Raw genomic sequence first — 26,325 nt, 5'->3', positions numbered from 1 at the left:
TAATCGGGATGAACACCACGAGAGCGGTGCGAGAGGAGGAATAGTCCTCTCGCACACAGCGTCCTCGCTGTGTTTTTCAAAGGAACCTCGTCCCGGTCGTGATGACCGGAGACGGGGTATCAACATATCTGGCGTTGATTTTTGGCACGCTGTTGAGTTCTCAAGGAACGGTCGCTTCCTTTGTACTCACCCTCTCGGGCTTTCCTCCGGGCGCTTCCCTTCGTGTTTCCCAGTCTATCAGATCTTTTCTCGATCCGATTTCCTCGGTGCTTTCCAGGTTCCCGCTCTCGCGTTTCCCTTTCCGGCGGTTCAAACTCTATCAAGCTTTTTCCGTCTCCCTGACCACCGTTCCGCAGGCATGCAGAAGGCGATCCCGGATAGGATTTGATGAGTTTGGGTTCTGCCGAGCGGTCGCGCTTTCACGCCCTTCCGCCCCGCGGCAGGAGTACGACTGTACACGGGGGCTCGGAGGGCGTGCAAATCGACGGGGTTGGTGGTCTAGACCACTAGCTGGTAGCTTCCATACGGAACGACCGCTTCATCTGACATACGCTGCTGCTCAGTGCGCCGTCCGGGACAGCCAATGACGGTCCGTATGCAGCACCACTCCTTGGGAGGCTTCCCATGACCACCGTGACGTCCCCTCTTGCTGGACGGGCCATCGGACTGGCCGCAGTGCCGGATCCGGTCTTCTCCGGGGCCATGGTCGGCCCGGGCACCGCGATCGACCCGGTACGCGAGCCCTCCGAGGCGGTTGCGCCCGTGGACGGCGTCATCGTTTCCCTGCACCCGCACGCGTACGTCGTCGTGGACGAGAGCGGGCACGGCGTCCTCACGCATCTCGGCATCGACACCGTCCAGCTGAACGGCGAGGGCTTCCAGGTTCTCGTCAACAAGGGCGACACGGTCACGCGCGGCCAGAGCATCGTGCGCTGGGACCCCGCCGCCGTCGAGGCCGCGGGCAAGTCCCCGGTATGCCCGGTCGTCGCGCTCGAAGCCACGGCCGAGTCCCTCTCCGAGCTCCGCGACAGCGGGGACGTGAAGGCCGGCGACAGCCTCTTCTCCTGGAACTGAATCAGTGCCGTCTCAGGACGGTGAGCAGGACGACCACCGCGGCGGCGGGACCCGCCGCACTATCGGAGACGGGTGAGATGGACACAACGCTGCGAGGCGTCGGCGTGAGCCATGGCGTGGCGATCGGCGAGGTTCGGCACATGGGTACGGCGGTGCTGGAGCCGCCGGCCAAGCAGATCCCCACCGAGGAGGCGGAGCGGGAGCAGGGGCGCGCCCGCCAGGCCGTGGACGCGGTGGCCGCCGACCTGATGGCGCGCGGCAACCTGGCCGGGGGCGAGGCCCAGGCCGTGCTCGAGGCGCAGGCCATGATGGCGCAGGACCCCGAGCTGATGTCGGACGTGGACCGGCGGATCGCCGTCGGCAGTACCGCCGAGCGGGCCGTGTACGACGCCTTCGCGGCGTACCGGGAGCTGCTGGCCGGTGCGGGTGAGTATCTCGCCGGGCGCGTGGCCGACCTCGACGACGTGCGGAATCGTATCGTCGCCCGCCTGCTGGGCGTCCCGATGCCGGGTGTCCCGGACAGTGACCAGCCGTACGTGCTCGTGGCCAGGGACCTGGCTCCTGCCGACACCGCGCTGCTGGATCCGTCTCTGGTCCTCGGTTTCGTGACCGAGGAGGGCGGTCCCACCAGTCACAGCGCCATCCTGGCGCGGGCGCTGGGAGTGCCGGCCGTCGTGGCTCTGCCGGGCGCCGGTGAGCTGGCCGAGGGCACGGTGATCGCGGTGGACGGCAGCACCGGCGATGTCTTCGTGAACCCGAGCCAGGAGAAGAAGGCCGAGCTGGAGGCCTCGGCCGCCGAGCGCAAGGCCGCGCTGGCGGCTTCGACGGGTCCCGGTGCGACGGCGGACGGGCACAAGGTGCCGCTGCTGGCCAACGTGGGCGGGCCGGCGGACGTTCCGGCGGCCGTGGAGGCCGGCGCCGAGGGCGTGGGTCTGTTCCGTACCGAGTTCCTGTTCCTGGACGACAGCAAGAACGCTCCTTCCGAGGAGAAGCAGGTGGAGGCCTACCGGCAGGTGCTGGAGGCGTTCCCCGAGGGCCGTGTGGTCGTGCGTGTGCTGGACGCGGGTGCGGACAAGCCGCTGGAGTTCCTGACGCCGGCGGACGAGCCGAACCCCGCGCTCGGCGTGCGGGGGCTGCGGACGCTGCTCGACCACCCCGAGGTGCTGCGCACCCAATTGACCGCGCTGGCGAAGGCGGCCGAGGGGCTGCCCGTGTACCTCGAGGTCATGGCGCCCATGGTGGCGGACCGCAGCGATGCGAGGGCGTTCGCGGACGCCTGCCGTGAGGCGGGGTTGCGGGTCAAGTTCGGCGCGATGGTGGAGATCCCGTCGGCCGCGCTGCGGGCGCGTTCGATCCTGCAGGAGGTCGAGTTCCTGTCGCTGGGAACCAACGATCTCGCGCAGTACACGTTCGCGGCGGACCGGCAGGTGGGCGCGGTGTCGCGGCTCCAGGACCCCTGGCAGCCCGCGCTGCTCGACCTGGTCGCGCTGTCGGCCGAGGCGGCCAAGGCCGAGGGCAAGAGCTGTGGGGTGTGCGGCGAGGCCGCGTCCGACCCGCTGCTGGCCTGTGTGCTGACCGGTCTGGGTGTCACCTCCCTTTCCATGGGTGCGGCGTCGATTCCGTACGTCCGGGCCACGCTGGCGAAGTTCACGCTGGCGCAGTGCGAGCGGGCCGCCGCGGCGGCGCGAGCGGCGGACAGCGCCGAGGAGGCGCGCAGCGCGGCTCAGGCGGTGCTGTCCGGCGAGTGAGCCGTGCCGGCTCCTTCGGATTGATCGGTACAGGGGCGTCCTGCCTTCGGGCGGGGCGCCCCTGCCGCGTCCCGGTCTCGCGTCGGGTGTTCAGTGGCGGTGGCCCGGCGTCCGTGTCTCCTCTCCGAGGTCGGGTGGTTGGCGGTAGTCGACGCCGGGCTCCGGGGAGATGAGGTCGCCGGTCTCGACGTCGGTGCAGTAGGCGTCGAAAACCTCCGATGCCGTCAGTGGTTCCAGGGCGCCGCCGCGCAGCCGCCAGCCGTAGACCCGGTCGGCCGTGCCGGTGGCGCTGGTGCGGATGACGAGGCCGCCGGGGCTGCGGGTCGCAAGGCCGAGCGCGAGGACGCTGGTGAATTCGAGGGCCTCCGCCTCGTCCAGGCGGGTTGCCCCGTGGGGGTCTTGGTCGCCGTGGAGTACGCAGACGAGGGTGTCCGGTGGTCCGGAGACGGTGCAGACGAGGTGCCGGTCGCCGGGCGGTGCGGTGTCGAGGATGCGGACCAGGAGGTCGGCGGCGCGGGTGAAGGCGGCCCGGCCGATGTCCTCGCCGCAGGTGGGGCAGGGGCCCAGGCGGGTCAGGAGGGTGGTGGCGTACTCCCAGGTGGCCTGGCGTACGGCCTCGTCGACGAGGACGGGCAGGAGGACGGCGAGCGGGCGGCCGTCGTAGGGGATGGTGGGGCCGGTGGACGCGAGTTCCGCGGTGAACCGGCTGCGGCTGGCTGCGGCTTCCGGGTCCAGACCGGTCCCCGTGCAGTAGGCGGCGTAGTCCTCGGGGTCGAACAGGGCGAGTGTGGTGTGTGTGCCCTGGGCGGCGCGGCTCTTGAGGACGGCCTCCAACTGGTGGAGGTAGGTTCCGTGGTCGTCGAAGGTGAAGCTGCGGTACCTCCGCATGGCGCGGAAGTCGTGTTCGTCGGTGAGGACGGCGATGGTGCCGGCGATCTCGCGGCGCAGGACGCGTCGCATGGTCTGGTGGTCGGTGTGCGCCATGATTCCCCCAATGCGCAGTCGATCAATGCTCACTCACCGTAACCGGCGGCACTGACAATGGGGGGTCTGCGGGAGGGCTGGACCGGGTGGCGTGGGCGTTTGTGCGGGTCACAGCCCTGGCAGCGGCGAGGTAGCGGCCGGCCCCGGACGGCGGTGAGGGGGCCGGCGGGTCCGGGGCCGGATGCGGAGGGTGATGCTCCGGTGGATCAGGTGCGCTTGCGGGCGAGTTCCTGGTAGAAGCCGAGCAGGGCGAGGTCGTCGATGGAGCCGGGGTTGACCGCCTTCTCGATGGGGGTGCCCTGCAGCAGGCGCTTGACCGGGACTTCGATGCGCTTGCCGGTGAGGGTGTGGGGGATGCCGGGTACTTCGATGATCTCGTCGGGCACGTGGCGCGGCGAGAGCTGTTCGCGGATGGCCCGCTTGATCCGGTCGAGGAGTGTCTCGTCGAGTGCGACGCCGGAAGCGAGGTGCACGAACAGCGGCATCCAGTAGCCGCCGTCGGGCTGCTCGATGCCGATGACGAGGGATTCCTTGATCTCAGGCAGGCGCTCGACGACCTCGTAGATGTCGGCGGATCCCATCCGGACGCCCTGGCGGTTGAGGGTGGAGTCGGAGCGGCCGTGGATGATCACGGTTCCGCGCGAGGTGACCGTGATCCAGTCGCCGTGCCGCCAGACGCCGGGGTAGGTGTCGAAGTAGCTGTCGTGGTACCGGCTGCCGTCGGGGTCGTTCCAGAAGTGGATCGGCATGGACGGCATGGGGTTGGTGACGACCAGTTCGCCCACCTCGTCGACGAGTGGCTTGCCGCTCGGGTCCCAGGACTGCAGGTCGGTGCCGAGGCCGGGCGCCTGGAGTTCGCCGGTGTACACGGGGAGGGTGGGTACGGCGCCGGCGAAGCAGGAGCAGACGTCGGTGCCGCCGCTGACGGAGGCGATCCACAGGTCGTCCCTGACCTCGTCGTGCAGCCAGCGGAAGCCGTCGGGCGGCAGGGGCGAGCCGGTGGTGGCGACGCACTGCACCTTGCTGAGGTCGTGGTCGCGGCCCGGATGGACGCCGGCCTTCCGGCAGGCCATGACGTAGGCGGCGGAGGAGCCGTAGAGGGTGGCTCCGGTGCGTTCGGCGACCCGCCACTGGGCTCCCGTGTCGGGGTAGCCGGGGCTGCCGTCGTACAGGACGATCGTGGTGCCCGTGAGGAGGCCGGAGACGAGGAAGTTCCACATCATCCAGCCGGTCGAGGTGTACCAGAAGAAACGGTCCTCGGGGCCGAGGTCGCAGTGCAGGCCGAGTTGCTTGAGGTGTTCGACGAGGATGCCGCCCTGGGACTGGACGATGGCCTTGGGCAGACCGGTCGTACCCGAGGAGTACAGCACCCAGAGCGGGTGATCGAACGAGACCTGTTCGAAGACCGGTTCCGCGTCCCCGGAGGTCAGGGCCGACCACTCCAGCGCGTCGTCGGGCGCCTCGGTGCCCAGGAGCGGGATGTGGACGACGGCCCGCAGGGTGGGCAGCTCGCGGCGCAGTTCGGCGACGATCTCGCGGCGGTCGTGCTCCTTGCCGCCGTACCGGTAGCCGTCGACGGTGAACAGGACGACGGGTTCGACCTGCTGGAAGCGGTCGAGGACGCTGCGGGCGCCGAAGTCGGGGGCGCAGGAGGTCCATACGGCGCCGACGGCGGCGGTGGCGAGGAGGGCGACGACGGCCTGCGGGATGTTGGGGAGGTAACCGCTGATGCGGTCGCCGGGGCGCACGCCGAGGGCGCGGAGTTCGGCGGCCAGGGAGCCGACCTGACGGCGGAGCTCGGACCAGGTCACGGGGCGTGGGTCGTGGGTCTCGTCCACGTACAGGAGGGCGGGTTCGCCGGCGCGGTCGGCTGCGGCGCGCAGGGCGTGCTGGGCGTAGTTGAGGGTTGCCCCGGGGAACCACTGGGCGCCGGGCATGCTGCGGTCGCCGAGCACGCGCGCGTAGGGCGTCGAGAACCGTACGTCGAACCATTCGGTGACGGCTTCCCAGAAGGTGTCCAGCCGGTCGACGGACCACCGGTGCAGGGCCGGGTAGCCGCCCTCGGCCGGTGCGCCGTGGTGCTCGGCGGCCCATGCCTGGAACTGGGTGATGCGGGCCTTGGCGATCCGCTGGGGATCGGGTTGCCAGAGCGGCTGGGGGTTCGCGGTCGACATTGAAGCGGCTCCCGGACTGTGCGCGTCGTGTGCGTCGGTCCGCGCACGGGCTGGGGTGTGCGCGTGACGCGGCTGACAGGGACGATGCCATGTGATCGACTTCTGCACCAGGGTGCGCTCCACATAGTCCATGTCATGAAGATGTGGTCTCGACACGGGTGAACGGCAGTTGAACGACACGCGTGTGTGGGGCGCTCAGTGGCAGGGTGAGCAGCATGGACGGTCGTGACCTGGTGCGTTCGGTGAGTGTGGTCGGTTCGGGGAGGGCGGCTCGGGGGTTGCGTACCGTACGGGCCGCATGGCGCAGGAGGCGCATCGACGCCACTGACCTGCCGCAGCGGGGGCCGGAGCGGGCCCGGGTGCCGGGGCAGGTGGAGGGCGTGGAGCCCGGTCCCGGGGGCGGTCTGATCCGGTTCAGCCGTTCCGAGCTGCGGATCGTCGTGGCGGTGAACGGAGCGGTCTTCTGGGGCTGGGACGGGGCTGGTCCGCAGCCGTCGTACGCGCTCGCCGGGAGCGGCCCGGAACCGGATCCGCGGGCGGTGCTGGAGCCGGACAAGGACGGCGGCTGGCGGGTGGTGGCCGAGCGGGTGACGGTCGTCGTGTCGCGGCACGGCGCGGTCCAGGTGTGCACGCCCGGCGGGGTGACCCTGCGGCGGGATCTGCCGCCGCGCTGGTGGGAGCCGGTCGGCGGGGGTGTGGCCCGGTGGATGCAGCGGTCGGAGGTGGCGGCGGACGCCCGGTTCTTCGGCCTGGGCGGGCGGGCGTCCGGGCCTCGGTTGCGGGACGGCGCGTACCGGCTGTGGAACACCGATCCCGGCCGTGTGTTCGGTCCCGGTGAAGATCCGCTGTATCTGACGATGCCGGTGCAGTTCGTGGTGGCGGACGCCGGCACGCATCTGGTGTTCCACGACACCACCTGGGACGGGACCGTGGTGCTGCGCGAGGGCGAGGAGGGCGCCGGGTCGGGGCACGACCGGGCGGGGCGCTGCGAGATGCGGATGGACGGTGGTCCGCTGCGCTGCTGGGTGATGGTGGGGACTCCCGCGCGCGTGCTGAACGCGTGGGCCTCGCTGACCGGTGCGCCGGCGCTGCCGCCTGCCTGGGCGCTGGGCCACCATCACGCGCGCTGGGGTTTCGGCAGCGAGCAGGAGCTGCGCCGGATCGTCGCGGGCTACCAGGATCACGGGCTGCCGCTGGACGCCCTGCACCTGGACATCGATCATCACGACGGCCATCAGGTGTTCACCGTCGACCAGGAGCGTTTCCCGAAGCTGCCGGTACTGGCGCGCGAGCTGCGCCGGAGCGGGATCCGGCTGGTGTCGATCGTCGATGCGGCGGTGAAGGCGGACCGGGGCAACGCCGTGTACGACAGCGGGTCGGCAGTGGATGCGTTCGTTAGGGACGCGCAGGGCCGCACGGTGCGGGGTGTGGTGTGGGCGGGCGAGTCGGTCTTCCCGGATTTCACGCACGCGCGCGTGCGCAAGTGGTGGGGAGGGCTGTACGAGGAGCGGCTGGAACAGGGCTTCACCGGGTTCTGGCACGACATGAACGAGCCGACGTCGTTCAACGCCTTCGGTGAGTCGACGTTGCCGCGTTCGGCCCGGCACGCCCTGGAGGGCCGTGGGGGCGATCATCGGGAGGCGCACAACGTGTACGCGCTCTGCATGGCCCAGGCCGGCTACGAGGGCCTGCGGGAGCTGGCGCCGCAGGAGCGGCCTTTCCTGTTCTCGCGTTCCGGCTGGGCGGGGATGCAGCGGTACGGGGGCACCTGGTCGGGGGATGTGGCGACGGGCTGGCCGGGGTTGCGGGTCTCGCTGTCGCTGGTGCTCGGGCTCGGACTGTGCGGGGTGCCGTACTCGGGACCGGACGTGGGCGGTTTCGACGGCAGTCCGTCGCCTGAGCTGTATCTGCGGTGGTTCCAGCTCGGCGCGTATCTGCCCCTGTTCCGCACCCACGCCGATCTGCGGGCGGGGCGCCGGGAACCCTGGGAGTTCGGGGACGAGGTGCTGGAGCACGCGCGCGTGGCGCTGCTCGAACGCCGGCGGCTGCTGCCGTACTTCCTGACGCTTGCGCATCTCGCCCGCCGGACCGGTGCGCCGTACGTGCGGCCGCTGTGGTGGGGCGCGCCGGAGGACCGGGCGCTGCGCGACTGTGAGGACACGTTTCTGCTCGGCGACAGCCTGCTCGTGGCCCCGGTCCTGGAACCCGGGGCGGACCGGCGTGCGGTGCAACTGCCGCGGGGCCGCTGGTACGACACGGCGACGGAGGAGGCCTACGAGGGGCCGGCCCAGGTTTTCGTGGACGCGCCGCTGTCACGGATACCGGTCTTCGCGCGCGCGGGAGCGGTGATGCCGGTGCGAGGCGCCGACGGCGGGCTGGAGCTGGAGGTGTGGGCGCCCGCGCGCGGGCGCACGGGGGGCGGCCTGGTCGTGCCGGACGCGGGCGACGGGTGGGACGAACCGGATGCCGAGCGCTACGTGGCCCGTCGGCAGGGCGGCCGGGTGGTGGTCACCCGGGAGCGGGAGGACGGCGTGGGTGAGCCGCCCTACCCGGTGCGCGTACGGGGGCTCGGCTGAACCGGCCGGCTCACACGTAGCGGCCCTCGAACCATGCCTTGACGGCCACCGTGTGCAGCGGGAAGGCGAGTTCCTCCGGCCTGCGCAGCAGCTGCCAGCCCGTTGTCTCGTCCGTCGGGCCGGAGGCCGGCAGTCCGTCGGCCGGGCGTTCCGGCAGCAGTCCGAACAGCAGCAGATGCCCGTCGGGTGAGCTCATGGCGTCCGCGAGCCGCACGTCCCGGGCGGCTGCGTCGATGCCGGTCTCTTCCTTGAGCTCGCGTACGACGGCCCGCTTCCAGTCCTCCCGGTCGTCGATGTAGCCGCCGGGCAGGGCCGTGCCTCCGCGCGCGGGGCCGATGGTCCGGGTGATGACGACCAGGGCCGTGCCCTTGGTGTCGTAGACGGGCTGGAGTGCGATCGCGACCGGCAGCGGGTTGCGGTAGGCGACGGTTCCGCAGGACGGGCAGGTGCGGGGCCAGCCTGAGACGCCCGCTCCATAGGACGTGCCGCAGCTCGAACAGTGAGAGCCCGGCGCGGAGTTGAAAGCTGGGTGCTGAATTTCGGACACGCGCGGACTGTATCCGATCAGCGGAAGGACGTCTTTCGGCCGTAACCCGGCAAAGAACGCGCGGGCCCAGGAAGGGGCGGCCGGAATCACCCCCGTCGGTCCCGGCCGCCCCTCCTGTACCACGACGCCCTGCGGGGCCGTTCGGTTCACGGTGACGGACTGCCCATTTCCGCTGACCCGTGGCAGACTCCTGACGCTCCGTCAGATGCGTACCGGGGAGGACTCTTGCCGCACACCCGCACACCCGCGATCGCCGGCTGGTTCACCGGCGAGGGTGACGACTTCCGGCTGCTGGGCACCCGCTGCACGGCCTGCACCTCGGTCTTCTTCCCGCGTGAGGACGTCCACTGCCGCAACCCGCACTGTGCGGGCGGCCCCCTGGAAGTCATCCCGCTGTCACGAAACGGGCGAATCTGGTCGTACACCGACAGTCGCTACCGCCCGCCGTCACCCTATGTGAGCAACCGGGAACTCTCGTGGGAGCCGTACACGTTGATCGCGGTGGAGCTGGAGGCCGAGCGGATCGTCGTGCTGGGGCAGGCGGCTCCCGGGGTCACCGTCGCCGATCTGACGGTGGGCATGGAGGTGGAGGCCGTCCCCGGAGTGCTTCACGAGGACGCGGAGACGACCTGGACCATCTGGCACTGGCGGCCGGCGGGGGTGGCGGCATGACAAGGGACGTGGCGGTGCTCGGCGCGGGCATGCATCCGTGGGGCAAGTGGGGCCGCGGATTCGTGGAGTACGGGACTGCGGCGGCCCGGGCGGCGATCGCGGACGCCGGTCTCGACTGGCGGGACATCGGCTCCGTCGTGGGCGCGGACACGGTGCGCGGCGGCTATCCCGGCCATGTGGCGGGAGCGACCTTCGCCAAGGCCCTCGGCTGGCAGGGCGCCAGGGTGGCCAGCGTGTACGCGGCGTGCGCGTCAGGGGCCCAGGCGATCGCCACGGCCCGGGCACAGATCCTCGCCGGTCTCGCGGACGTCGTCCTCGTGGTGGGCGCGGACGCCGCACCCAAGGGCTTCTTCCGGCCCGCGGGCGGGGATCGTCCCGACGACCCGGACTGGCTGCGCTTCCGCCTGCTGGGCGCGACGAACCCGGCGTACTTCGGGCTCTACGCGCGGCGGCGGATGGCGGTGCACGGGGACACCCCGGAGGACTTCGCGCTGGTCAAGGTGAAGAACGCCGCGTTCGGGGCGCTGAACCCGTATGCGCGCTACCGCAAGCGGGTCACCGCCGAGGAGGTGGCCGCCTCCGCGGTGGTCGCCGATCCGCTGCGGCTGCTGGACATCTGCGCCACCTCGGACGGCGGGGCCGCCCTGGTGCTCTCCAGCGTGCGGTTCGCGCATCGCCACGGGGTGGCCCGGCCGGTGCGGATCCGGGCGGTGTCGACGGTGACCCCCCGTTTTCCGAACACGGTGCTGGACCTGCCGGACATCGCGACGGATTCCGCGGTCGCGGTGACGCCCGCGGAGGAGACCTTCCGGGCGTCCATCGCGCGGGCCGCCTACGAGGAGGCGGGCATCGGCCCCGAGGATCTGTCCCTGGCCGAGGTGTACGACCTGTCCACCGCACTGGAGTTGCAGTGGTACGAGGACCTGGGCCTGTGCGGCGCGGGCGAGGGCGCCAAGCTCCTGCGGGAGGGCGTCACCGCTCCGGGCGGCCGGACCCCCGTGAACACCAGCGGCGGGCTGGCATCCTTCGGTGAGGCGGTGCCGGCCCAGGCCATCGCCCAGGTCTGCGAGCTGACCTGGCAGCTGAGGGGCACGGCCGGCGACCGTCAGGTCACCGGGGTGCGCGTGGGCGTCACCGCCAACCAGGGGCTGTTCGGGCACGGGTCCTCGGTGGTCGCAGTGCGCTGAGCGCAGCTCCGGGAGGCCGTCATGCGCCGAAGGGGACCCAGGAGAAATCACTGTGCGTGATCAGCTCGGAATCCTGCGTGAACGTCTCATGAACTGCGCCTGGGCGTGCTCGGGCAGCGCCATCATGCTCCCGTGTACTCCTGGTCGGATACTCTCCGCTTCGCCTTCCAGCCGGTGGTCAACCTGAGGACGGGCGCGGTCGCCGCACTGGAGACACTTGCCCGCCCGGAGACCGGCGACATCCTGGCCGAGGCCCGTCGCGATCCGGAACTGGACGGCAGGCTCGCCGTGCTGGCACTCCGTGCGGCGACCCGCCGGGAGACGCTGCTGCCGCTGCACCTGAACGTGTTCGCGGCCACGCTGGCCGACCTCGGCGGTCTCACCCCGCTGCACGACGCCGTGCGCGCGGCGGGCCGTATGCCCTGGGAGGTGACGATCGACATCGTCCCGCCCTGTACGCACGTGCCGCAGCAGGCGCTGCTGGAGGCGGTGGCCTCGCTGCGGGAGCAAGGGTTCCGGATCAGCGCGGACGGCATCGGTGACGGTGACGTACCCCTGAGGCTGCTCGCCGACCTCTCCCCCGACCTGGTCAAACTCGATGCGTCGCTGTTGGCGCGGCCCGGTGCGGTGCGGGCCATGCGGACGCTGTGCGAGGAACTGGGCGCCCTGGTGGCGGTGGAGGGCGTGGAGACCGAGCTCCAGTGCACCACGGCGCTGTCGGCCGGTGCCCAGCTGGCCCAGGGGCAGCTGTTCGCGCCGCCGGCCCGGATTCCCGCAGCGGACGTATACGTTCCGCCGCGGACTCCGGGTGTCGAGGCAGTGCCCCGACCCGGTCCGTCGGTGCGGGAGTTCGTGCGCCCTGCGGCCGTGCTGCCAGTGACCGCTTCGGCAGGGCAGGTGCGGTCACTGCTCACCGGGTCTCCGGAGGTCTCCGGTGTGCTGCTGGTGGACCAGGCGGGCCGGCCCGTCCGGTCGGTGCACCGCTCGCGCTTCCTGCTCTCGATGTCCGGCCGCTACGGGCACGCCCTGTACGCCGATCGTCCGGCCTTCAAGCTGGGTGACGCGCCCCGCGCGGTCGGCGTCGACGCGACGGCCTGGGAGGTGCTGGACGTGGTGGCGGTCGGCGGCCGGGACCGGACCTCCGACGACGTGGCCGTGGTCGACGCACGAGGCCGGTGCGTGGGGGTCGTACGGCTGGCGGACCTCGTGCGGGCGCTGGCCGAGAGCCGGGTCGAGGAGGCGGCCGGGCTCAACCCGCTGACACGGCTGCCCGGTTCGGACGCCATCGTGAGCGAGGTGGACCGGCGTATCCGCGACGGGCGGGCGTTCGCGCTCAGTTGGCTGGACATCGATCACTTCAAGCAGGTGAACGACAGTGCCGGGTTCGCCGCGGGCGACGAGCTGATCCGCGCGGTGGGCCGTGCGCTCCAGGCGGCGGCGCTCGCGGGACACGCGCGCGTGGGGCACATCGGCGGGGACGACTTCCTGGTGCTGGCCGACGCGGAAGCCCTCGATCCGCTGGTCACCGCCGTGCTCGACGCGCCCTGGTCGGCGGCGGGCCGGCCGGTCACGCTGTCGCTCGCGACCGTCGTGTGCGGTCCCGGCAGCGTGAGCGACCATCACCAGGCCGCAGCCCAGCTCGCCCCGCTGAAGAAGGCGGCCAAGGCGCTGCACGCCGCGAGCTGGGTGCTCGGGCACGCCGGGTTCCCCGGACACGAGATCCGGCGCGGCAGCCCGGGAACGGCCCCGGCACAGGCCGGGTACGCAGCTGCCGAGCCAGGATGGTGAACTGTCTTCTCGTCCATGTCCGTCACGGCGCACATCGGCCCGCCGGCGCCGGCGGGTGAGCCGGTGTCACCGTCGCCGTCGGCAACCTTGACGCCCCCCGGACGCCGGTGAACACTTCCCGGTGTCAGCCGACATCGCCATACATTCTCGGTGTTATCAGGCACTGCGGTACGGGTCTGTCCTGTTCACGGCCCGTCCGTTCAAGGCGATCCGGCTGCGACGGCACGCTCGTCACGGACGCCGGGCGGGGCGCGGGTCCCTCCCTGCTTTCGGCTGAAGTCGCCAAGGGAACCGTCCCGCACGACAGAGCCGGGGCCGAGCGCCCCCGATCGGCGCCAAGGGAGCCGCCATGAGCAACGGAGACATATTCGTCGGCGAAGTCATCGGGACCGCGATCCTGATCCTGTTCGGAGCCGGAGTCTGCGCCGCAGTCACCCTCAGACACTCCAAGGCGCGCGCTTCGGGGTGGGTCGTGATCGCGTTCGGCTGGGGCTTCGGCGTGCTCGCGGGTGCGTACACCGCCGCTCCCCTCTCCGGCGGTCAGCTCAATCCCGCGGTCACCGTCGGCATCGCCGTGGAGACCGGCAAGTGGGGCAAGGTCTGGGTGTATCTCCTGGGCCAGATCGTCGGCGCGATGCTCGGCGCCGTGCTGGCCTACCTGGTCTATCTCGCCCAGTTCCAGGCCAACGTCCGCACCGAAGACGCCACCGACGGCTCCGCCGGCGAACCGGTCCCGACCCTCGGCATCTTCTCGACCATCCCCGAGATACGGAACCCGGTCGCCAACCTCGTCACGGAGATCATCGCGACCGTGGCGCTCGTACTGCCGGTCCTCGCCTTCGGGCTGACGAAGGGGCTGGGCGAGTCCGGCACCACCGTACTGATCGTCTCCCTGCTCGTCGTGGGCATCGGACTCTCTCTCGGCGGACCCACCGGCTATGCCATCAACCCGGCCCGCGACCTCGGCCCGCGCATCGTGCACACCTTCCTGCCGATCCCTCACAAGGGAACCTCCGACTGGGGATATGCCTGGATCCCCGTCGTCGGCCCGCTGACCGGCGGACTGCTCGCCGGTCTCGTCTACAACGTGGCCTTCTGATCCCGCCGTTCCCGACTGCCCGGCTTCCGCTCCTCACGCGGCCTTCCGACCAGCGATCCGACCCAGCGACCCAGGGACAGCCATGACGGACACCGCCGACACGTACGTCGCCGCCATCGACCAGGGCACCACGTCCAGCCGCTGCATCGTCTTCGACCACAGCGGCGCGATCGTCGCCGTCGACCAGCGCGAGCACCGCCAGATCTTCCCCAAGCCCGGCTGGGTGGAGCACGACGCCACCGAGATCTGGTCCAAGGTGCAGGCCGTGGTGGCCGGAGCACTCGCCAAGGCCGGGCTGCGCGCCGACCAGCTGAGCGCCCTCGGTATCACCAACCAACGCGAGACCACGGTCCTGTGGGACCGCTCCACGGGCAAGCCCGTGCACAACGCGATCGTCTGGCAGGACACCCGTACCGCGGCCCTGTGCGGCGAACTGGGCGGCACGGACGGTCAGGACCGCTTCCGTGAGCAGACCGGCCTGCCGCTGGCCAGCTACTTCTCCGGCCCCAAGGCGGCATGGCTGCTGGACCATGTGCCCGGCCTGCGGGAGCGGGCCGAGCGCGGCGAGATCGCCTTCGGGACCATCGACTCCTGGCTGATCTGGAACCTCACGGGCGGCACCGAGGGCGGCCGGCACGTCACCGACGTCACCAACGCCGGCCGCACCATGCTGATGAACCTGGAGACCCTCCAGTGGGATCCCTCCATCCTGTCCGCGATGAACGTGCCCGAGGCCGTACTGCCCGAGATCCGGTCCTCCGCCGAGGTGTACGGCACCGCGGTCGGGCAGCTCGCCGGGGTACCCGTGGCCTCCGCACTCGGAGACCAGCAGGCCGCCGTGTTCGGGCAGGCCTGCTACGACGTCGGGACCGCGAAGAACACCTATGGCACCGGCAGTTTCCTGCTGCTGAACACCGGAAACCGGCCGGTGGCGTCCAAGAGCGGACTCCTGACGACGATGGGTTACAAGATCGGCGGGGAGGCGCCGGTGTACTGCCTGGAGGGATCCATAGCGATAACGGGCGCGCTGGTCCAGTGGTTCCGCGACCAGCTCGGGATCATCCGCACCGCCGACGAGATCGAGACACTCGCGTCGAGCGTCGACGACAACGGCGGCGCCTATGTCGTGCCCGCGTTCTCCGGCCTGTTCGCACCCTACTGGCGCTCCGACGCGCGGGGGGTCGTCACGGGCCTCACCCGGTACGTCACGAAGGCGCACCTCGCGCGCGCGGTGCTGGAGGCGACGAGCTGGCAGACCCGTGAGGTCGTGGACGCCATGTACCAGGACTCAGGAGTGCGGATCACCACCCTGAAGGTCGACGGCGGCATGACGAAGAACAACCTGCTGATGCAGCACCAGGCGGACGTCCTCGGCGTGCCGGTGATCCGGCCCCGCGTGTCGGAGACGACCTGCCTGGGCGCCGCCTACGCGGCCGGTCTTGCCACGGGCGTGTGGAACGACCTGGACGAACTGAAGTCGCACTGGCAGAAGGACGCGGAGTGGACACCGGCGATGGACGCCTCGGTGCGCGACCGCGAGTACCGCAACTGGCGCAGGGCCGTGGAGAAGAGCTTCGGCTGGCTGGAGGAGGGCGAGGCGTAGAAAGCGCGGCACGCGCGCGTGTGGGCGCTCCGCACAGGACCACGGCCCGTACCCCGGTCGGCGGGGGTACGGGCCGTGCCTGCCGGTCAGCCGATGACGGCTTGGCGGCGGTCGGCCGCGTACTGCATCGCGTGCTGGACGACGCCGATGAGTACTTCCTTGACCGACGCCCGGTCACGGGCGTCGCACAGCAGGACGGGCACGTCCGCGTCCAGGTCGAGGGCGCCGCGAACGGCCTCGACCGGATAACGGGCAGCTCCCTCGAAGCAGTTGACACCGACCAGGAAGGGTATGGAGCGCCGCTCGAAGTAGTCGACCGCGGCGAAGCAGTCCTCCAGGCGCCGGGTGTCGGCGAGGACGACGGCGCCGAGCGCGCCCTCGGACAGCTCGTCCCACATGAACCAGAATCGTTCCTGCCCGGGCGTGCCGAACAGGTACAGCACCAGGTCCTCGCGCAGGGTGATGCGGCCGAAGTCCATGGCCACCGTGGTGGTGTGCTTGCCCTCCACACCGCTGGTGTCGTCGACCGGCCGCCCGGCCTCGGTGAGCACTTCCTCGGTGCGCAGCGGCCTGATCTCGCTGACCGCGCCGACGAGGGTGGTCTTGCCCACGCCGAAGCCGCCGGCCACCAGGATCTTGAGCGTGACGGGCTCGACCGGGGACTTGCCGCGCTCAGAACGCCCGAAGATCATCGATCTTTTCTCCTGCTTGATGGGGGTCGGGTGACGGTCGGCCGTAGCCTCCGCCACCAGGGGTTTCGATGACGAGTACGTCGCCGGGACCGACGTCCGCCGAGCCGCTTCCGCCGAGGTCGGTGACCGTCCCGTCGGCGCGCTCCACACGGTTGGCGCCGAGGGCTCCCGGGGTGCCGCCGGCCATGCCGTAGGCGGGCACGCGCCGGTGCTGGGAGAGCGTGGAGACGGTCATCGGTTCGAGGAAGCGGATACGGCGCACGGCGCCGTCACCGCCGCGCCACCGTCCGGTGCCGCCGCTTCCCTTCCGGACGGCGAACTCCTCCAGCCTGACCGGCAGCCGCCACTCCAGGACTTCCGGGTCGGTGAGCCGGGAGTTGGTCATATGGGTCTGCACGACGTCGGCGCCGGGGAAGCCGTCGCCCGCTCCGGATCCTGAGGCCACGGTTTCGTAGTACTGGTGCCGTTCGTTGCCGAAGGTGACGTTGTTCATGGTGCCGGAGCCCTCGGCCTGGACGCCCAGGGCTGCGTAGAGGGCGCCGGTGAGGGCCTGAGAGGTCTCGACGTTGCCCGCGACGACGGCGGCGGGCGGCTCGGGCGCGAGCATCGAGCCGGGCGGCACGACGATGTCCAGGGGGCGCAGGCAGCCGTCGTTGAGCGGAATGTCGTCCGCGACCAGGGTACGGAAGACGTACAGGACGGCCGCGTCGACGACGGCCAAGGGGGCGTTGAAGTTGGTGGCGAGCTGCGCGGAGGTGCCGGTGAAGTCGATGGTGGCACGCCGTTGCCTGCGGTCGACGCGGACGCGGACCCGGATGACGGCGCCGGAGTCGGTCTCGTAGGCGTACTCGCCGTCGTCCAGGGCGTCGATGACGCGGCGGACGGCCTGCTCGGCGTTGTCCTGAACGTGCCGCATGTATGCCTGGACGACGTCGAGACCGAACTCCTCGATCATGCGGCGGACTTCCTCGACACCCTTCTGGTTGGCGGCGATCTGGGCGCGCAGGTCGGCGAGGTTCGTGCCGGGATTGCGAGACGGGTACGGCGCCTCGGTGAGCAGGCGGCGGGTCTCGTCCTCGCGGAAGCGGCCGTTCTCGGCGAGGAGCCAGTTGTCGAAGAGGACGCCCTCCTCCTCGATGGTGCCGCTGTGGGCGGGCATGGAGCCGGGCTGGATGCCGCCGATCTCCGCGTGGTGGCCGCGCGAGGCCACGTAGAACAGGATCCGCGGCTCACTCTGCGTGTCCGTCGCCGAGTCGGTGTCGAAGACGGGGGTGATCACGGTGATGTCCGGCAGGTGTGTGCCGCCGTGGTACGGATCGTTCACGGCGTAGGTGTCGCCGGGGCGCATCGCGGTAGCGCGGCGGCGGATGACCTCCTTGACGCTGGTGCCCATGGAGCCCAGGTGGACGGGGATGTGAGGGGCGTTGGCCACCAGATTTCCGTCCGGGTCGAACAGGGCGCAGGAGAAGTCCAGCCGTTCCTTGATGTTGACGGACTGGGCCGTGGACTCCAGCCGGGCGCCCATCTGTTCGGCGATCGACATGAAGAGGTTGTTGAAGACCTCGAGGAGAACCGGATCCGCTTCTGTGTCGAGATCGGAACTCTGTGTGATCGCCGTGCGTTCCATGACCAGATGCCCGTCATCGGTCGCGGCAGCCCGCCAGCCGTCGTCGACGACGGTCGTCGCGCCGGCCTCGGTGATGATCGCGGGTCCGGTGACGGTCTCGCCGGGAGGGAGGGCCTCCCGGCGATGCAGGGGTACGTCGCGCCAGGCGCCACCGGTGTGGAGACGGACGGTGCAGGGCGCGCAGGAGCGGCCCTCGTACGGGGCGAGGGCGGACAGATCGGGGGGTGCGGTGATGCCGGTGGCTTCGACGGAGAGTGCTTCGACGACGACCGGACGGTCCAGGGTGAAGGAGTACGTGGCGCGATGACGTTCTTCGAAGGCCTGCCGCATGGTGTCGGGCACCGTCAGTTCGACGGTGAGGGTGGTGTCGGTGCCGTCGTAGCGGAGCTGGGCGCGGCGGGTGACCCGGACTCGGTCCTCCGGGACGTCCTCGGCAAGCAGTTCGGCACGGGCGGCGGCTTCCAGGTCGTCGGCCGTCTTCCGGATGCCGGGCATGGCGGCGGCCTCCAGGGGTGCCTCCACGGACTGCTCGCGCATGGCGGTCGTGTCGGCGAGGCCGATGCCGAGCGCGGAGAGGACGCCGGCCATGGGGGGTACGAGGACGGTGCGGATCCCGAGCGACTCGGCGACCTGGCACGCGTGCTGGCCGCCCGCCCCGCCGAAGGTGGTCAGGGCGTAGCGGGTGACGTCGTGGCCCTTCTGGACGGAGATCCGCTTCACGGCGTTGGCGATGTTGGCGACGGCGATCTGCAGGTAGCCCTCGGCCACCTGTTCCGGGGTGCGGTCGTCGCCGGTGCGTTCGTGGATCTCACGCGCGAGGGCGGTGAACTGCTCACGGACGAGGGAGGCATCCAGGGGCTGGTCGCCGCAGGGGCCGAACACGGCGGGAAAGTGGGCGGGCTGGATGCGGCCGAGCATCACGTTGGCGTCGGTGACGGTGAGCGGGCCGCCGGCGCGGTAACAGGCGGGGCCGGGCGCCGCGCCCGCCGAGTCGGGGCCGACCCGGTAGCGGGAGCCGTCGAAGTGCAGGACGGAACCGCCGCCGGCGGCAACGGTGTGGATGTCCAGCATGGGGGCGCGCAGCCGGACGCCGGCGAGCTGTGTGGTGAAGACGCGCTCGTACGCGCCCGCGAAGTGCGAGACGTCGGTGGAGGTGCCGCCCATGTCGAATCCGATGACGCGGTCGAAGCCGGCGCGCTGCGACATGCGGGCCATGCCGACGATGCCGCCGGCCGGTCCGGAGAGGACGGCGTCCTTGCCGCGGAACTGTCCGGCCTCGGTCAGCCCGCCGTTGGACTGCATGAACATCAGCCGGACGCCCTGCAGTTCGTCCGCGACGTGGCGCACGTAGCGGCGCAGCACGGGCGAGAGGTAGGCGTCCACCACGGCGGTGTCCCCGCGCGGGACGAGCTTCATCAGTGGGCTGACCTCGCTGGACAGCGAGATCTGCGGGAAGCCGATGCGGGCGGCGAGTTCCCCGACCGCGCGTTCGTGGGCGGGGTGGAGATGGCTGTGCAGGCAGACGACGGCGACGGCGCGGATCCCGTCCCGGTACGCCTCCCGGAGCGGCCCCTCCAGGGCGTCGAGGTCGGGGGCGCGCAGCACGGTGCCGTCCGCGGCGACGCGCTCGTCCACCTCCACGACCCGTTCGTGGAGCAGTTCGGGCAGCTCGATGCGGCGGGCGAAGATGCGGGGGCGGTTCTGGTAGGCGATGCGCAGGGCGTCGCGAAAGCCGCGGGTGACCACCAGGAGCGTGCGCTCGCCCTTGCGTTCCAGCAGGGCGTTGGTGGCGACCGTGGTGCCCATGCGGACGGCCTCGACGGGCTCCTGGGAGCCCCCGAGGAGTTCGCGCACGCCCGCGACGGCCGCGTCGGCGTACCGGGCCGGGTTGTCGGACAGCAGCTTGTGCGTGAGCAGCCGGCCGTCCGGGCGACGCGCGACGATGTCGGTGAAGGTGCCGCCTCGGTCGACCCAGAACTGCCAGCCAGTCACGTCACTACCCCGCTTCCGCGCCGGTCACAGCGCCCGGAGGCCGTTGATCACGTCGCGCAGAATACTCTCGTCCGGCAGCTCGGCCGGGGGCACCGGGCGCGTCACATGGACGAGTTCCGCGTGCACGAGATCGCCGATGAGGACGCGGACCACACCGGTCGGAAGGTCGAGTTCCGCTGCGAGTTCGGCGACCGACTGCGGTGTGTCCCGGCAGAGCCCGACGATCTCCACGTGCTCGGGGGACAGCGTCGGGTCCGCCTCGGGATCACCGGCGTCGGGCTCCGTGACGACCACCGCGATCAGATCCAGGCGGTGCTGGGCCACACTCGTGGTGCGACCACGCGTCATCGCGTACGGGCGGACGACCGGTCCGGCTTCGTCGTCGAACCAGTGGTTTCTTCCCTGACCGTCTCCGCTCATGTCATCCCACTACCCGCCTGCGGGCAGATCGGTGCGCGGAGCGGTGCCCAGATGCACACCGACCCGCTTGACCAGGAGTGTCATCTCGTAGGCGACCTGTCCGACGTCGGAGTCGGCGTCCGAGAGGACGGCGAGGCAGCTGCCGTCGCCGGCGGCGGTGACGAAGAGGAAGGCGTCGTCCAGCTCGACCACCGTCTGCCGGACGCTTCCCGCCTCGAAGTGGCGGCCCACGCCCTTGGCGAGGCTGTGGAAGCCGGACGCCACGGCGGCCAGATGCTCGCTGTCCTCCCTGGTCAGGTCCTTGGACACACCCGTGGGCAGTCCATCGCCGGACAGCACGACGGCCTTGCGGATGCTGGCGACCCGGTCGACGAGCTCGTCGAGGAGCCAGTTCAGCTCCCCCTTGTTCGTCGCCGTGTGGCCGGTGGCCTTCGGTGCGGTCATCGACCGTCCCCCTTAGTCGTTCCTGGTGCTGTGCCGTTCCGGGCCCCGTCGCCCGCGGCGTTCTCCTCCCGGCCACGCTGCCAGCCGCGCTGGAGCGAGGCCATTCGGCTGCGGACCTCGTCGGCATCGCGGTCGGCGGGCTGTGCCGCAGGTTCGGCGCGCCGTTCGGAGTCCTGCTTGAGCTGGTGGGCCAGGCTGGCCTGGCGTACGCGCCGGGGCAGCGGCCCGGCGCCGGGTTCGGCGGCCGTGTCGGCCGTGTCGGCCGAGGGTGCGGCCGTGCTGCCGAGAGGCGGTGCCGGGTCCGCGGGTCCGCCGGTGCCGGACGCGCTGGGCCGGGTCCGCCTGGGCAGGGCGGGTTCCCCGGGCGTCTCGTCGGCGCCGCCGGCCGGGGCCGACGTGCGGTTCTCGCCGGGGTCGCCGAGGCCGGCGGGGCGCTGGGAGGCTGCGGTGCCGCGGCGCCGGGCAGGCAGCGGGGCCAGTCCGCCCGTGTCGGAGCGGGGCGCTGCGGCGGAGGGCTGCTGGTCCGGTCGGCGGGGACGCCGGCCGGTGACAGGCTTGCCGTGCGAGCTGACCAGCTTGGGCGTCTGCCGCCGTGGCAGTGGTATCGGTCCGCGGTCGCCGGCCTCGTCAGGCGCGACACGGTCGTCGGGCGCAGCGGCTGCCTGGTCCTCGGCACCTGGGCGTACGGGCCGGGAGCGGAACAGACCGCCGCGTTCGCTGTCCTCGTCCGTCAGGGCACCGGGGAAGTCGCCGAGGGCGTCGAGATCGACGGGGGCCTCCAGCTCGACCGGGCCGTCCAGCAGGGAGGTGGGCATGCCGGGCAGCTGCAGCGGGCCGTGGGACCGTCCGGCGGCACGGCCCACCGCCTGCTCGGAGCCCTTCGCGGAGCGGTCCCGGTCCAGCCGGAATCCGATGCCGTTGGTGTCCGGGACGTCGTCGGTGAGCAGGGCGTCCGGCATGAAGACGACGGCGGTGGTGCCTCCGTACGGCGACGGCTGGAGGGAGACCCGGACGTTCTGGCGCTGGGCGAGACGGCTGACCACGAACAGGCCGAGCCGGTCCGTGTCGGAGAGTTCGAACTCGGGGGTCTCGGCGAGGCGCAGATTGGCGTCCAGGAGTGCCTCGGCCGTCATTCCGAGACCCCGGTCGTGGATCTCCAGGGTGAATCCGTTGGCGACCCGCTCGCCGAGGACCTGGACGGCGGTGTGCGGGGGCGAGAACACCGTGGCGTTCTCGAGGAGTTCGGCGACGAGGTGGGTGAGGTCGGCGACGGCGGGACCGGTGACGGCGACCCGCGGCAGCCGCCGGACCTCGATGCGCTCGTAGTCCTCGACCTCGGCGACGGCGGCGCGGACGACGTCCATCAGCTGCACGGGCCGGCGCCACTGCCGGGACGGTGCGGCGCCGGAGAGGATCACCAGGCCCTCGGCGTGCCGGCGCATTCGGGTCGTGAGGTGGTCCAGGCGGAACAGGTCGGCGAGTTCGTCGGTGTCCTCGGTCCTGCGCTCCATGCTGTCGAGCAGCGTGAGCTGCTTGTGCAGCAGTACTTGGCTGCGGCGGGCGAGATTGACGAAGACCTCGGAGACGCCCGCCCGCAGCTCGGCCTGCTTGACGGCGGCCTCGACGGCTGCGCGCTGCAGGGTGTTGAGGGCCTGCCCGACCTCGCCCATCTCGTTCTTGTCGTACTCCAGGCGCGGCACCTCGGTCTCGACGTCGACCTGTTCCCCTGCGGACAGTCGGCGCATCACGCTGGGCAGCCGGACGCCGGACGCCTCGTGGGCCTCCAGGCGCAGTTGGCGCAGGTCGCGGATGAGGCCGCGGCCGATCCGTACCGACAGGACGACGGAGAGCAGGAGGGCGATCAGTCCGAGGAGGCCGGCGACGGCTGCCTGGACGATGACTCCCACGGCCACCGGGCGGACCCGGTCCTGGAAGCGGTCGCCCACCTGGTCGTCCAGGGTGCCGAGTTCGCCCAGGACGGTGGCCGCGGCGGTGTCCCAGTCCTTCGCGGTGACATTGCGCGGTGTGCCGGAGCCGGCGCCGATGACGGTCTGTTCGGCCACGCGCAGCGGAGCGGTGGTGGCGTTGTTCCAGAACCGTTCGTAGCGTTCGCGCTCCGCGGCGGGCAGCAGCGGCCGGCTGATGTCGTACAGGAGGGTGCGCTGGGCGACGAGGTCGGAGATGTCGCGGGTCTCCTCGCGGGTGAGCCGGCCGACCACGAGGGAGGAGCCGAGCAAGGCGTCCTCGCGGGAGAGCAGCTCCCGGGCGCGGGTGATGTTGACCAGGGCGCGGGCCTGCTTGTCGACCTCGACGTCGTCGATGCCGTCCAGGGACCCCAGCAGCGCGAAGCAGGGGTCGACAAGCCGGTTGTAGAGCTCGAGGGCCTGGGCCCGGGTGACGGTGCCCTGCTCGACGCTGCGGCGCAGGGGCTCGAGGCCGCCGAAGGCATCCAGGACGGCGGTCAGATGCTCGCTGTCGTCCGCGTCCATGCCGGCACGGAGGTCATGGTCCTTGGCGTTCTTGCGGATCGCGGCGATCGCCCGGTCCGTGGCGGTGCGCGTGCGGTGCAGCGCCGAGAGGGCCTGGGAGGCTCTTGGGTCGGCGAGATAGACGAGGGTCTGGCGTCGCTCCTGCTGCAGGACACGGACGGTGTCCTCCGCCGGGTAGCCGATGTCCTCCACGACGGCGGACACGCGGAACAGCTGGGCCACTTCGCGCCCCGTGAGTACCGTGGTGAAGCCCCAGACGGCGGTCAGGGCCACCAGCGGCACGAGAAGCAGCGCCACGATCTTCCGGCGGATCGACTTCCCGCGAAAGCGCATGGCCTCCCCCAGCTCGACCCCCGCCGGCCGGGGGTGCACATGTCCGTCAACAAACGGCGCGAGCCTACTACCGCCCCGCGGCTAACTCGAAGGCATGTCCGGAGGACGAACTTCCGCACCAGCGGCGAGACATGGCGAGTTGTCCGGTCATTGCAGGAGATTGTCACCACGATCCGGGCACTGTCGCCCGTCCGTCCGCAGCCACATGCAGTGGCGGTTGGCTGGATTTTTTCGCCTGTCGGGAATCATCGGGCCGTCTCGTTCGTCCTTCTCTACGGGAAATGGGGGGCGGAATGGGCCACAGGAGCCGCATCCCGCACTCGGGCGGCGTAAAACAGCGCAAGCCGGGCAGCCACTGGGGAGTCGGAGTCTTCGGACGCCGGGGGCGAGCGGTCTGCCGGCGGTGGGGAGTGACGCGGTGATGGGGACGGCGGAGCGGCGCGAAGCGTCCGGTGAGAGCGTGGCGGTGCGTTCGCAGGCGCGGCGGGTCCGGGAGGCGCCGGATCGCGACATTCCGGGGCGTGAGCGCACCGTTGACGCCGTCTGGGACGAACAGCAGTCGGACTACCGGCCCTTGTGGGTGGAAGAGCCCGCGCGCAGGCACCCGATGCCCGACCCGGTGCGCAGAGCGGCGGTGCGGGCGTTGATCGTCATCGCCGTCACGCTGATAGAGGCGATGGTGGCGTTCCTGTGCACGCTGGCGGGGTCCTGGCTGGCGTTCCCCATGGTGATCAGCGGTGTGGCGAGCACTGTGGTGGCCACCTGGGCCGTGGTCGACGTGTGGGTGACCCGTCAGGTGTGGAGCCAGCGGTACGGCGTGGTCTCCGAGCCGAGCAGCACGGCCCGGGCGCTCCGGCGCGAACGACGCGCCCGGCGGCGCCAGGAGCGGGCGGTCCTGCGGGAACAGGAGCGGATACGGCGTCGGGGCGGCGCCGGGCAGTTGTCGCACTCCTGACCCGCTCGGCCGCGGTGATCACGCCACGGGCACACCCGGCCCGTCCGTCGGCACCCGCCCGTCCGTCGGCACCCGGCTCGTCGGTCGGCACCCGGCCGTCCGTCAGAGCGCGGCCGGCTCCACCCCTTGCCGCTCAGCCCGTTGGAGCTCACGGCGGGCTCGCATGAAGGCGCGGGGCCGGTCCACTGAGAGTACGGCGACCGTGCGGCCGTCCCGTGTGCAGCGGGCGAGGAGGCCGGCCTCTCCGGGGCCGCCGTCGTCGGTGATGTCGCCCTCGGAGAGGTGGACGGTGTCGCCCTCGCGGTAGCGGCCGGCGAACTGGATCCGGGAGCCGTACTGGTCGGACCAGAAGTACGGGACCGTGCGGACGGTCGCGAGGGTGCGGCCGGCGAGCAGGTTGGTCACGGCGACGCGGGGCTGCTCGGTGGCGGAGGTCCAGTGCTCGGCGCGCGTGCCGCCGACACGGGCGACGTCGCCGACCGCAACCACCTGAGGCAGGGAGGTCACGCAGCCGTCGTCGCAGAGCACACCGTCGCGCAGGGCGAGCGTCGAGCCCGTCAGCCAGGCCGTGTCAGGGAGGGCGCCGATGCCGACGATCACGAGGTCGGCGGGCAGGCTGCGGCCGTCGTTGAGATCGACCCCGGTGACCGTGGCGGTGCCGCGGAGTCCTGCCACACCGGTCCCGGCGACCAGCTCCACGCCGCCGCGACGGTGCAGGGCGGCGCACACGGTGGCCATCTGCGGCCCGAGCTGGGGGGCCAGCGGCAGCGGTGCGGCCTCGACCACGGTGACGGTGTGGCCGAGCCGGGCGCACGAGGAGGCGGTCTCGGCGCCGATGAAGCCGCCGCCGATGACGACGATCCGGCGGGGCCCCCGGGCGAGGGCCGCGCGCAGGGCACGGGCGTCGTCCAGGGTGCGCAGGGTGTGTACGCCGGCGGGACTGACGCCGGGCAGCCGGCGGGCGGTGGCGCCGGTCGCGATGACCACACCGTCGGTGGAGACCGTGCGGCCGTCGCCGAGGAGGACGGTGCGGCCGCGGGGGTCGAGCCCGCGGGCGCGGACGCCGAGCAGCCACTCGGCACTCAGTTCGGCGATCTCGTCGGCGTCGGCGAGAGCGAGCCGGTTCTCGTCGGTGCGCCCGGTGAGGAAGTCCTTGGAGAGAGGAGGGCGGTCGTAGGGCCGGTGGGGTTCTTCGCCGACGATCACCAGTCGGCCGTCGAAGCCCTGGGCGCGCAGTTCGCGGGCGGCGTAGAGCCCGGCGAGGGAGGCGCCGACGATGGTCACGGTCCTCATGCGGCACGGCTCCTGGTGTCGGGGGCGGGGCGGTCGGGGCGAGCCGGTGCCGCACCGGGCGGACGGCCGAGGGGGGCGGAGGCGGGCTGCCGTTGCCCGGCGGTGCTCATGCGGCCGTGCCCTCCTCCGCGGTCAGGTGGACGTGGACCACGCCGTCCTCGACGGTGACGCGGTGCGTGCGGACGGGGCGCCGGGCCGGCAGGCAGGTGGGCTCGCCGGTGCGCAGGTCGAAGGAGGCGGCGTGCAGCGGGCACTCGACCAGGCAGCCCTCCAGCCAGCCCTCGGAGAGGGATGCGTCCTGATGGGTGCAGGTGTCGTCGATGGCGTACAACTCCCCGTCCTCGGTGCGGAAGACGGCGACCGGCGGTGCCGTATCGACGCGGACGGACTCGCCCTCGGGGAGGTCTTCGAGGCGGCAGACGGGAATCACGGGCCCCCCTCTCGGTCCGGGACATACGGTCCGGACCTGCTCGGTGCAGGCGTCAGGGATGCTGCCGGGAGCCCCGGCCCTCGTGGGCCCGGCCCGGTGCAGCGGTAAGGGAGTGACGGACCGTCGTCGGTCCGGGTGGTCCGGCGCCCTTCCGGGATCCGGACGGTTCGGTAACATGATGTTTCGTATAGCGCACAA

The 26,325-nt window shown here is 71.5% G+C and carries 19 protein-coding genes; 9 read left to right on the top strand and 10 right to left on the bottom strand.

The features are described 5' to 3' along the window. Nucleotides 1–624: 624 nt before the first annotated feature. A complete protein-coding gene (locus ACZ4SF_RS17745; RefSeq protein WP_468384827.1) occupies nt 625–1,074 on the top strand; it encodes a PTS sugar transporter subunit IIA in 450 nt (149 codons plus the stop codon). A 77-nt stretch (nt 1,075–1,151) separates the two neighbouring features. Beyond that, complete coding sequence (ptsP, locus tag ACZ4SF_RS17740) at nt 1,152–2,822, top strand: phosphoenolpyruvate--protein phosphotransferase (protein ID WP_468384825.1); 1,671 nt, start codon at nt 1,152–1,154, stop codon at nt 2,820–2,822. 90 nt (nt 2,823–2,912) lie between these two features. Here ptsP and ACZ4SF_RS17735 read toward each other — a convergent pair whose 3' ends face one another. Then, on the bottom strand, nt 2,913–3,806 hold the full coding sequence (locus ACZ4SF_RS17735; protein WP_468384822.1) for a hypothetical protein: 894 nt from the start codon (nt 3,804–3,806) through the stop codon (nt 2,913–2,915). Nucleotides 3,807–4,012: 206 nt separating this feature from the next. Continuing rightward, nucleotides 4,013–5,980, bottom strand: a complete 1,968-nt coding sequence (locus ACZ4SF_RS17730; RefSeq protein ID WP_468384819.1) for an acetoacetate--CoA ligase — start codon at nt 5,978–5,980, stop codon at nt 4,013–4,015. A 215-nt stretch (nt 5,981–6,195) separates the two neighbouring features. On the opposite strand from ACZ4SF_RS17730, the gene ACZ4SF_RS17725 reads away from it, so the two are divergent. Then, nucleotides 6,196–8,556 carry a glycoside hydrolase family 31 protein gene (locus ACZ4SF_RS17725; protein WP_468384816.1) on the top strand — a complete coding sequence of 787 codons (2,361 nt, stop codon included), beginning with the start codon at nt 6,196–6,198 and terminating at the stop codon, nt 8,554–8,556. Between the two features lie 10 nt (nt 8,557–8,566). Here ACZ4SF_RS17725 and ACZ4SF_RS17720 read toward each other — a convergent pair whose 3' ends face one another. Then, entirely contained in the window at nt 8,567–9,103 is a 537-nt protein-coding gene (locus ACZ4SF_RS17720; protein ID WP_468384813.1) for an NUDIX domain-containing protein, read from the bottom strand. 225 nt (nt 9,104–9,328) lie between these two features. Here ACZ4SF_RS17720 and ACZ4SF_RS17715 point away from each other — a divergent pair, with 225 nt between their 5' ends. The 5 genes from ACZ4SF_RS17715 to glpK all read left to right on the top strand — a co-directional run bounded on the left by ACZ4SF_RS17715 (nt 9,329) and on the right by glpK (nt 15,452). Next, nucleotides 9,329–9,775: a Zn-ribbon domain-containing OB-fold protein gene (locus ACZ4SF_RS17715; protein WP_468384810.1), complete on the top strand. Its 447-nt coding sequence runs from the start codon at nt 9,329–9,331 to the stop codon at nt 9,773–9,775. Beyond that, nucleotides 9,772–10,962 carry a lipid-transfer protein gene (locus ACZ4SF_RS17710; RefSeq protein ID WP_468384807.1) on the top strand — a complete coding sequence of 397 codons (1,191 nt, stop codon included), beginning with the start codon at nt 9,772–9,774 and terminating at the stop codon, nt 10,960–10,962. Before ACZ4SF_RS17715 ends, ACZ4SF_RS17710 begins: the two co-directional genes overlap by 4 nt. Before the next feature lie 132 nt (nt 10,963–11,094). Next, on the top strand, nt 11,095–12,750 hold the full coding sequence (locus ACZ4SF_RS17705; protein WP_468384805.1) for an EAL domain-containing protein: 1,656 nt from the start codon (nt 11,095–11,097) through the stop codon (nt 12,748–12,750). A 349-nt stretch (nt 12,751–13,099) separates the two neighbouring features. Then, complete coding sequence (locus tag ACZ4SF_RS17700) at nt 13,100–13,849, top strand: MIP/aquaporin family protein (RefSeq protein ID WP_468384802.1); 750 nt, start codon at nt 13,100–13,102, stop codon at nt 13,847–13,849. A gap of 82 nt (nt 13,850–13,931) precedes the next feature. After that, nucleotides 13,932–15,452, top strand: coding sequence for a glycerol kinase GlpK (gene glpK, locus ACZ4SF_RS17695; RefSeq protein ID WP_468384799.1), 1,521 nt, complete (start codon nt 13,932–13,934; stop codon nt 15,450–15,452). An 86-nt stretch (nt 15,453–15,538) separates the two neighbouring features. On the opposite strand, the gene ACZ4SF_RS17690 is transcribed toward glpK, so the two are convergent. The 5 genes from ACZ4SF_RS17690 to ACZ4SF_RS17670 are packed head-to-tail and all read right to left on the bottom strand — an operon-like array spanning nt 15,539 to nt 23,449. After that, on the bottom strand, nt 15,539–16,144 hold the full coding sequence (locus ACZ4SF_RS17690) for a GTP-binding protein (RefSeq protein WP_468384796.1): 606 nt from the start codon (nt 16,142–16,144) through the stop codon (nt 15,539–15,541). Further along, nucleotides 16,125–19,763: a hydantoinase B/oxoprolinase family protein gene (locus ACZ4SF_RS17685; protein ID WP_468384794.1), complete on the bottom strand. Its 3,639-nt coding sequence runs from the start codon at nt 19,761–19,763 to the stop codon at nt 16,125–16,127. The genes ACZ4SF_RS17690 and ACZ4SF_RS17685 overlap by 20 nt, the downstream gene beginning before the upstream one ends. A 24-nt stretch (nt 19,764–19,787) precedes the next feature. Next, complete coding sequence (locus ACZ4SF_RS17680) at nt 19,788–20,183, bottom strand: DUF742 domain-containing protein (RefSeq protein ID WP_468384791.1); 396 nt, start codon at nt 20,181–20,183, stop codon at nt 19,788–19,790. 9 nt (nt 20,184–20,192) lie between these two features. Then, a complete protein-coding gene (locus ACZ4SF_RS17675; protein WP_468384788.1) occupies nt 20,193–20,627 on the bottom strand; it encodes a roadblock/LC7 domain-containing protein in 435 nt (144 codons plus the stop codon). Continuing rightward, nucleotides 20,624–23,449 (bottom strand): nitrate- and nitrite sensing domain-containing protein, encoded by a 2,826-nt coding sequence (locus tag ACZ4SF_RS17670; RefSeq protein WP_468384786.1) that lies wholly within the window; start codon nt 23,447–23,449, stop codon nt 20,624–20,626. The genes ACZ4SF_RS17675 and ACZ4SF_RS17670 overlap by 4 nt, the downstream gene beginning before the upstream one ends. 421 nt (nt 23,450–23,870) lie before the next feature. Here ACZ4SF_RS17670 and ACZ4SF_RS17665 point away from each other — a divergent pair, with 421 nt between their 5' ends. Further along, the gene (locus tag ACZ4SF_RS17665; RefSeq protein ID WP_468384783.1) at nt 23,871–24,404 is read left to right on the top strand and encodes a hypothetical protein; all 534 of its coding nucleotides are present in this window, start codon (nt 23,871–23,873) and stop codon (nt 24,402–24,404) included. A gap of 102 nt (nt 24,405–24,506) precedes the next feature. On the opposite strand, the gene ACZ4SF_RS17660 is transcribed toward ACZ4SF_RS17665, so the two are convergent. Beyond that, nucleotides 24,507–25,697 carry an NAD(P)/FAD-dependent oxidoreductase gene (locus tag ACZ4SF_RS17660; RefSeq protein WP_468384780.1) on the bottom strand — a complete coding sequence of 397 codons (1,191 nt, stop codon included), beginning with the start codon at nt 25,695–25,697 and terminating at the stop codon, nt 24,507–24,509. A gap of 106 nt (nt 25,698–25,803) precedes the next feature. After that, on the bottom strand, nt 25,804–26,127 hold the full coding sequence (locus ACZ4SF_RS17655; protein WP_468384778.1) for a bifunctional 3-phenylpropionate/cinnamic acid dioxygenase ferredoxin subunit: 324 nt from the start codon (nt 26,125–26,127) through the stop codon (nt 25,804–25,806). Between the last annotated feature and the right edge of the window lie 198 nt (nt 26,128–26,325).

The organism is Streptomyces sp. NPDC027663 (genome assembly GCF_055566415.1).
This window is presented reverse-complemented; position numbering and strand designations above follow the sequence as displayed.